6 protein-coding genes, 1 tRNA gene and 1 pseudogene are annotated in these 8,535 nt (G+C 37.6%); 1 reads left to right on the top strand and 7 read right to left on the bottom strand.

Annotated elements, in window-relative coordinates; genetic code table 11:
* The 4 genes and pseudogenes from AC1DRF_RS11885 to AC1DRF_RS11870 form a co-directional block, all read right to left on the bottom strand.
* Positions 1-362: pseudogene (locus AC1DRF_RS11885) on the bottom strand (helicase-exonuclease AddAB subunit AddB); the annotation flags it as partial.
* A gap of 262 nt (positions 363-624) precedes the next feature.
* The gene (gene fabG / locus AC1DRF_RS11880) at positions 625-1,365 is read right to left on the bottom strand and encodes a 3-oxoacyl-ACP reductase FabG (RefSeq protein ID WP_427075756.1); all 741 of its coding nucleotides are present in this window, start codon (positions 1,363-1,365) and stop codon (positions 625-627) included.
* A gap of 580 nt (positions 1,366-1,945) precedes the next feature.
* A complete protein-coding gene (locus tag AC1DRF_RS11875; protein ID WP_013081701.1) occupies positions 1,946-2,563 on the bottom strand; it encodes a TVP38/TMEM64 family protein in 618 nt (205 codons plus the stop codon).
* Positions 2,564-2,725: 162 nt separating this feature from the next.
* The gene (locus AC1DRF_RS11870; RefSeq protein ID WP_427075757.1) at positions 2,726-4,705 is read right to left on the bottom strand and encodes a S9 family peptidase; all 1,980 of its coding nucleotides are present in this window, start codon (positions 4,703-4,705) and stop codon (positions 2,726-2,728) included.
* Between the two features lie 176 nt (positions 4,706-4,881).
* Here AC1DRF_RS11870 and AC1DRF_RS11865 point away from each other — a divergent pair, with 176 nt between their 5' ends.
* A complete protein-coding gene (locus tag AC1DRF_RS11865) occupies positions 4,882-5,118 on the top strand; it encodes an IDEAL domain-containing protein (protein WP_028412421.1) in 237 nt (78 codons plus the stop codon).
* A gap of 195 nt (positions 5,119-5,313) precedes the next feature.
* Here AC1DRF_RS11865 and aceA read toward each other — a convergent pair whose 3' ends face one another.
* The 3 genes from aceA to AC1DRF_RS11850 form a co-directional block, all read right to left on the bottom strand.
* The gene (aceA, locus tag AC1DRF_RS11860) at positions 5,314-6,597 is read right to left on the bottom strand and encodes an isocitrate lyase (protein ID WP_427075758.1); all 1,284 of its coding nucleotides are present in this window, start codon (positions 6,595-6,597) and stop codon (positions 5,314-5,316) included.
* Positions 6,598-6,989: 392 nt separating this feature from the next.
* Positions 6,990-8,249 carry a M48 family metallopeptidase gene (locus AC1DRF_RS11855; RefSeq protein WP_477740807.1) on the bottom strand — a complete coding sequence of 420 codons (1,260 nt, stop codon included), beginning with the start codon at positions 8,247-8,249 and terminating at the stop codon, positions 6,990-6,992.
* 209 nt (positions 8,250-8,458) lie between these two features.
* Positions 8,459-8,530: transfer RNA gene (locus AC1DRF_RS11850), tRNA-Glu, on the bottom strand.
* Between the last annotated feature and the right edge of the window lie 5 nt (positions 8,531-8,535).

Here is an 8,535-nt window from a genome sequence, read left to right as displayed (position 1 = left end):
TCAATAAACCCTGCTTGTTCTGAAGAATTCGCAAACAGTCGAAGCTCTTCTTTTTGATGTTCGATAATTTTTTTAAGCATCATATGAATACCTGTTTGATCCACATGATAGCGGCTAATACCTCCAACTTCTTGCAGGATACGCCATGCAAGACGTGTAAAACTATAAACTTGAGCACGCATCATGCCTTCTAACCCAGGTGTTTGAACAAGCGCATACTCCGACTGAAATGTCATCTGTTCAGGTACAATATAAATAAGTGGATGCCCAAGCGGAGCATTTAACAGCTCTTGGCGCATGCTATTTAAAAGATATTCCGTTTTCCCGCTTCCTGAACGTCCTAATAAAAACTGTAGCCCCACGTTTTCACCCCTTCATTTTTTTCTCTATGTTTTCATTTGTTTAAGTACAAAATGGATAAACGCCACGTAAACACGTGACGCAGTCGTCAAAATTTTATAGTGATAATCATCTAAATCTCTCTATCTCTCTCCTTATTATTTTACTGAACTTGCAGACAAAATTCCACTTTGCCGATATGTGAAAWGCTGGATGCAACAAAAAAACTTTTCAGTAGTCAAAAGACCACTGAAAAGTTTTAGAAAAGCGAATTATTTTCTACTTTTACATCATGATTCCACCATCTACATGAAGTGTTGTACCGTTAATATAGTTGGACTCATCAGATGCTAAATACAGATAAGCATAACCAATGTCAGAAGGCTGACCTAATCTTTGTAAAGGAATAGTGGATTTCATTTGATCAATGATTTTGTCTGGCATCGCCTTCACCATATCCGTCTCAATAAACCCGGGAGCTACAGCGTTTACATTAATTCCTTTTCGTCCCAGCTCTTTAGCCCATGTTTTTGTCATTCCTACTACGCCTGCCTTTGTCGCCGCATAGTTTGTTTGACCAACATTTCCATAGACGCCAGATACCGAAGATGTGCTAATAATTTTCCCTTTACCTTGAGCAATCATATGCGGTACCACTGCTTGTGTACAGTGAAAAACGCCTGTAAGGTTTACGTTGATTACTGCTTGAAAATTTTCAACTGATAATTTGGTTAGCATTCCATCTCTGGTGATACCTGCATTGTTAATTAAAATATCTATTTTAGAGTAGCGTTTCACTACTTCTTCTACCATTGCATCTACACTGTCTCGATCCGCTACGTTCACTTGAAAAAATGCTACATCTCCGCCTTCTTCTTTTAGCTGAGCTGCTCGTTCTTCTCCCGTTTTTGCATTGTAGTCAACCATAGCGACCTTTGCACCCTCTTGTGCGAATATTCGAGAGGCTTCGAACCCTAATCCATTTGCTGCACCCGTAATAATTGCCACTTTATCTTTTAATCTCATGTCACCCGCGCTATAAGACGCTTACTAACAACGATTAATCAGCAAGTCGCTTGAATCTTAGTAGCGCATTCCCCTCCTCAAAACGACGCCAAGCACGTCTTAATGATCATTCGGTGCTTTTCTAGTAATGATCCCTCTACTTACATCTTAGTAGTCAAGCTCAAAAATCATTCATATAATTTTTAAGAAAACGTTTTGAAATACATGAGGTGATAATACATGTTGAGAAAAAACATGTATATCTTTAGAAAACAAAGGGTTCATTACTTAGGTGCAACTAGGAATAGACGTCTAATTTATTCCCAGTTTTTTCTTTTATTTTAGCATATTTTTCATAATTGATAAACAAAAAACTTGTTCATTGCTGGACAGATACTCTGTATATGCATTGTTCTGCCAACCGAATAAACAGACAAATAACTTCTTTAAGAAAAATTTTAAGATCCTTTCAAAAATGCTGTTGTATCCCTATAAGAAAAGGCTTTTCTATAGTTTACAATACCCCTTTTGGCTGTATGTATAACAAAAGACTGCCTATTAAAAAGCAGTCTTTCATCACTATTTGTTATATATAAACAAACTATTTGTCATACTGTTTCACTTTAGATTTTTCATTTAATCTTCGTTCAATTTGTTTTCCAACAAGCCATAGAACAAAAATGATGACTAAAACAAGTACTGCTTTCAGAGGCTGTTTCACAAATGAAACAAAATCGGCCCCAATAAAGCTCATCATAAATATCATCACCATTTTACCGGCTAATACAGCCAGCATAAACTGAGCCATACTAACACGTGATAGCCCTGCTACTACATTAATTGCCGAAGACGGGGTAAAAGGGAAGCAAAGCATAATAAACAGCGGTCCGAACCCGTGTCTTTCTACCCAAATCATAATCTTTCGAATTTGCGCATGCCGGCTGATGAAATGTAAAAACCTCGCCTGTCCATATTTTCTAAAAATCAAAAAGACAAGCAGTGATCCAACGCAGCTGCCAACCCATGAAATTAAAAAACCTAACCATAAGCCAAAAGCAGCAGCATTGGCCATTACAAACGCAAAAAGCGGCAAGATAGGGATAAACGCTTCTAAAATAGGCAACAGCAGCCCTGGAATGATTCCAAATGATTGATATTGTTTTAATAACTCGAGGACGCCGTCTAACGTCAAATAATGCTTTAATGTTTCAAAATCCATCGAATGTTCTCCTTATTTAAACAACTGTGCTACTTTTCACTTATTGTACTACTTTCCTTTACCAAACAAAAGTTTTACAGCGTTTTACCTTTCCTGTCCTTTTACGCTTGCCATACAGCCTTTATTTACACATACATATTTGGTTGAACAGCCATGCATTTTTTACTGAGACTGTTTTAAATAACGTTTAAACCAGCTTGTTAAATATTTTAGTCTCGCCGTTCGTAAATTAGGCTTACCGCTTCTAGAAAGTTCATGATTAGACTGAGGAAAACGAATAAATTCTACTTCTTTATCTTTTCTTTTCAGGGCCACATAAAGCTGTTCAGCTTGTTCAATTGGACATCTGTAATCCTGTTCGCTATGCAAGATTAACAGCGGTGTTTTAACATTCTCCGCTAAACGAAGCGGCGAGTGGTTCCAAAGTTTTTCCGGATTTTCATAAATATCAGCTTTTAATTCCCATTCGGTAAAATAATAGCCAATATCACTAACGCCGTAAAAACTTGTCCAATTTGAAATAGACCGTTGCGTTACCGCTGCTTTAAACCGATTTGTACTTCCTACAATCCAGTTTGTCATAAACCCTCCGTAGCTTCCTCCTGTTACACCAAGCTTATCTTCATTAATATAAGAGTAGCGCTTCACTGCTTCGTCGGTCACTGCCATCAAATCCGTATAATCCATGCCTCCGTAATCCCCTCGAACCGCATCTGTAAATGCTTGACCATATCCTCTGCCGCCTCTTGGATTAGAAAAGAGGATATTGAACCCTTTTGATGCAAGTACTTGGAATTCAAGCATAAATGTATGACCATACATAAGATGCGGACCTCCATGGATTTCTAAAATGGTTGGAGATACATCATTGGTAGCAGCAGCTTTTACTACCCAACTGTGGATATGTATACCGTCCGTAGAAGTGGCGTAAAAAGATTCTGCTTGTGTAAGCTGCACATGCTTTAAAAATGAGTCATTAACGTTTGTCAGCTTCACTAATTCCTCTGTTTTTAAATTTAGAGAATAAAGATCTCCGGGATGTGTAAATGTACTGATTGCCACGATAGCTTCCTCACAATTGGGAAGAACAGATACCTCATATACGTGAGCATTATCCATAAGTACAGAGTCTAGCTTTCCATTCACATTTCCTTTATATATGCCTACAGAACCCTTTTCACTTACGACAAAATAAAATTCTTCATTACTGCCCCACATAATTCCCGCTGCGGTTCTACCAAAGTGAAAATCTCCTGCTACCATATCTCCTATTTCTAAGTCTATACCAGCAGTGATACAAGCTGTTTTTTGGTTAGAGATCTGATAAATATATATGTCATTCATTGAAGCCGATCCGTATGTACGTTCATTTCCAATGTATGCTATGTATGACCCATCCGGTGACCACGAAACTTGATGAAAATATCCTGTTTCCGCTGTAATAGATGTTACTTTTTTAGTATCACGATGCAAAATAAACACATCCATCGTTAGCGATAAATCCGGATTCTCTCCTCGGCTGCTGCAAAATACAATTGAGTTTGCATCAGGGGACCAGCACCCAACAGAGTGATGATAAGGTCCATCCGTTAAAAACGTCACTTCTTTGTTTTTAAGTTTAACGACGGCAACTTGAGCATATTCACCTTTTAAATAACCGCTAACATCGGATTTGTACAATAGACGCTCCACTTCGTAAGGCTGAGGATATTCATGATTTTGTTCAACTCTTACAGCTTTTTCTCCTACTTTTGTAGAAAACATAATTTCGTCACTATAAGGAGACCACACCGGATTGCTAACGCCTTTTTCAAGATCTGTGAGTGCTTCTGCTTCTCCTCCTGCCGCTGCTAATAGATAGAGCTGAACGCTCTGACTGCGACCGGATAAAAAAGCAATCCACTTGCCATCAGGGGACCATACTGGAGAATGATTGTTTCCTTTACAGTAGGTTAATTGCTTTGTTTTTTTCGTTTCAAGATCTAGCAGAAATAGCTGCGTCTCATACGTGTTCTCTATTTTCTTCGTTTCTCGGACCGTATAAACTACACTTTTACCATCTGGGGAAATCTGAGGATTATACACAGACTTCAGTTCATACAAATCCTCTATCGTTACCGTACGCTTTTTTAAATGATTCAATTTCTTCGCCCCCAAGCACTCATTTTTAAACCAAATAGTCAATTGATAAAAACAAAAATAGCGTTTCTCTTTTACTTTATCATTTCTGAAAATAAAAATCTAAAAATTTAGAAAATTAGTTGTTTTTTCTCCTTTTAATCTATATAATAATAAAAAGGGTGCAGAGGTGATGAGGTATGAACAATGAAAAATCGTACACGGAAATGATGAAGTCCCTCGCTCGCAAGAAAAAAGTAATTGATACTGTGAGTATGTTGGATGTTTATATCGAAATGGTAATTGATGAATCGCTTTTTAAGCGTCAAAAAGAACTGTTAGAAACAAACATTAACACGGCATTAGATCAGCGTGATGAAACTGCTTTTTATGAGCTATCAGCACAGTACCAATCCCTGCTTCAAACATCTACTTAATATTTCAGGAGCTTAATTCATATTAACGATTTATATGTACGTTTAACAGGCAGATCCTTTCTTCTCAGGAAGAACAGCTGTCTGTTAAATCGTGTTTACTACATAAAAAAAGATTCTTACACCTGTAAGAATCTTTTTTAGTAGAATCTTTCCTATGAGTGGACGTAACCGACCATTCCACTCATAGGTTTTTTGTTATTCATGCGTCTGAAACTGCTCTTCTTCTGTGGAACCTTTTAAAGCTGTTGTAGAAGAAGTCCCACCAGAAACTACTTGTGCCACTTCATCAAAATAGCCCGTTCCTACTTCACGCTGATGTCTTGTAGCTGTATATCCATTTACTTCACTAGCAAACTCTCTTTCTTGTAACTCTGAATAAGCTGCCATTCCTCTTGTTTTATATCCTCGTGCCAGCTCAAACATACTGTGGTTTAAAGCGTGGAAGCCAGCAAGCGTAACAAACTGGAACTTGTAGCCCATTTTTGCAATTTCTCTTTGGAATTTTTCAATCGTTTTCTTATCTAACTTTTTCTTCCAGTTGAAAGATGGTGAACAGTTATAAGCAAGCATTTTACCTGGGAATTTTTCATGAATAGCATCTGCAAATTTTTGTGCTTGTTCCAAGTTTGGTTCAGACGTCTCACACCACACTAGATCCGCATATGGCGCATATGCTAAGCCACGAGCAATAGCTTGATCGATTCCGGCTCTCGTGCGATAAAAACCTTCAGCGGTGCGTTCACCTGTAATAAACTGGCGATCTACAGGATCAACATCACTTGTAATTAAATCAGCGGCATCAGCATCGGTACGAGCGATCAGCAGTGTTGGAACACCCATTACATCAGAAGCTAAACGAGCAGCAATCAAATTTTTCACAGCGGTTTGAGTTGGAAGCAATACCTTGCCGCCGAGATGACCACACTTTTTCTCAGAGGATAATTGATCTTCAAAGTGTACGGCAGATGCTCCCGACTCAATCATTCCTTTCATGAGTTCAAATACGTTTAACTGTCCTCCAAACCCTGCTTCTGCATCTGCTACAATTGGAGCAAAGTAATCGATATCCCCTTCTCCTTCTAAATGCTGAATTTGATCAGCACGCTGCAGCGCTTGATTGATTCGTTTCACAACATGCGGCACGCTGTTTGCCGGGTATAAACTTTGATCAGGATACATATTTCCTGAAAGATTTGCATCTGCAGCTACCTGCCATCCGCTTAAGTAAATTGCTTTTAGCCCTGCTTTTACCTGTTGTACTGCTTGATTTCCTGTTAAAGCTCCTAAGGCATGAACGTATGGCTCTGTTTTTAATAAGTTCCAGAACTTTTCAGCTCCTCTTCTAGCAAGCGTATGTTCAATATCAATAGACCCTCTTAGCCCAATGACTTTTTCTGCAGAATATGGACGTTCAATTCCTTTCCAACGCTCATCGCTTTTCCAGTTCTCTTCAAGGTTTTTTACACGAATGTCTTTCATTCTTTATACCCCCTAATGAATTTAAAATTCTATATTCATAAAAATATAAAACGCAGCAGTTAGAATATGTCTGTTTCATGATGAAGTAAATTAGCAGCTTGCCATAATGTTAGCAAGAACGTAGATGAAATAAGTAAGTAGGTGAAGGACATGTAGTAAGACTTAGCTGAGGTGAATATACGCTGAGAATTTTGACTGCTATCTTTTCAATCACAAATAACTATTCCTCCCTATTGTTATAAAACAGTTTTTATTTTACATACGTTATTATATAACAGTACTTTCGAAAATGAAACCTCCTTTTAGAATTTTTTTCCTACTCGCAAGGAGGCTTTTCTATTAATACCTACGTATAAAAGGCTTCATATATCCTTTACTTTTTCTTATATCACTTATTCATTTCTTTCATACTTCTCAACAAATGAAATTCTTTCCAGTATTGTTGGGTGACCATATCGGAAAATCTTCACTAAATACGGCGGATTTACCTGAGATAGTCCTGATTTCGTTAAGTCCTGAAACGTTTTAATAGCAGCTTGCTTATCTCCTGTTAAGTCCATAGCATACGTGTCAGATTGAAGTTCATGATGACGCGACTGCATATTTGTTAACGGACTCACAGCAAATGTAAGAATAGAAAAAATAAGTAGAATAAGCGGTAAAGAATTTAAATCACTAAGAGAAGTAATTTTTAATGCTTTCCCCCATTTCTTAATCACAAAGCTGGCTAAATGTTTCGTTAGCCATAAGCCTACGATCGATAAAACTAATGCTGAAGCAATCCCCACATAAATATGTTTCTTTACATAATGACCCATTTCATGCGCCATGATAAACAAAATTTCACGTTCCGTTAATTTATTAAGAGTAGTATCCCATAACACAATTCTTGAATTAGAACCTATTCCCGTCACATATGCATTAAGGGAGTTCGTTTTTTCAGACATGTTTACTTCATATACATGCTTAGCAGGTATATGAGCTTCGTCTGCTAAATGCAAAATTTTCGTTTCCAGCTCTTTATTCTTTAATGGATAAAAATCGTTATATAACGGATCGATAACCACTGGTTGAATAAACGTCAAAAATAGCGTAAATGGAATAGATACTAGCCACGCATACAGCCACCATCTTTTTGAAAACTTACGAATGAATGCATATAACACAGCAATCACTAAAAACATGGTGGCATAGTTCACCCAAAAATCTGTAAAAAGATCCTTCATCCATCCCTGGAAAGGTTGCGTCGTAATATGATAAGCCTTTGAAAGCTTATAGCTAATCCAGTCCATAGGAAAAGAATAGATCAKCAGCAGAACGGATAACCAAAATACATAAATAGCAGTTTGGAGAAGACTGAAACGGCTGACATCTTTAGACCACTTATTAACTTTCTTAGACACACCTAACACTAAAATTAAAATAAACCCTAGCCACTCATATGGAATTCGGATAAAAAAGAGCGCATCTCTAATTTTTGAATATTTTTCGGTTAACATAAGTTCTCGTGTATTCATAAACGTAGCCGGGTCTACGCTGGTGCCTTTTAATGATTGTGGAATAGAGGTATCGCTTATATAGAATAAATACACCCAAATACACGCTCCATACACAAGAAAAACTCCGATGGACCACCAAACAATTTTTTTCACGCATTCCCCTCCTTTTGTACAAACAGTATGCCGTTATTACTATTGTAGGTTTTTTTTCGAAATTTAGAACAAGCGTTTATGGATGTGCTATAAGAAATGTAATTTGAGGCGAGGAAATCATAGAAAAATGAAAAATAGAGTTTAGACAAAAGAATAAACTCCGTTTACAAACAAAAAAAGCAGTTTGCATATGCAAACTGCTTTTAAGATGACCCGTACGGGATTCGAACCCGTGTTACCGCCGTGAAAGGGCGGTGTCTTAACCGCTTGACCAACGGGCCAGTAT

Source organism: Priestia sp. P5_B4, from assembly GCF_056400385.1.
The sequence above is the reverse complement of the archived record's forward strand: the minus strand, read 5'-3'. Positions and strand labels throughout refer to the sequence as shown.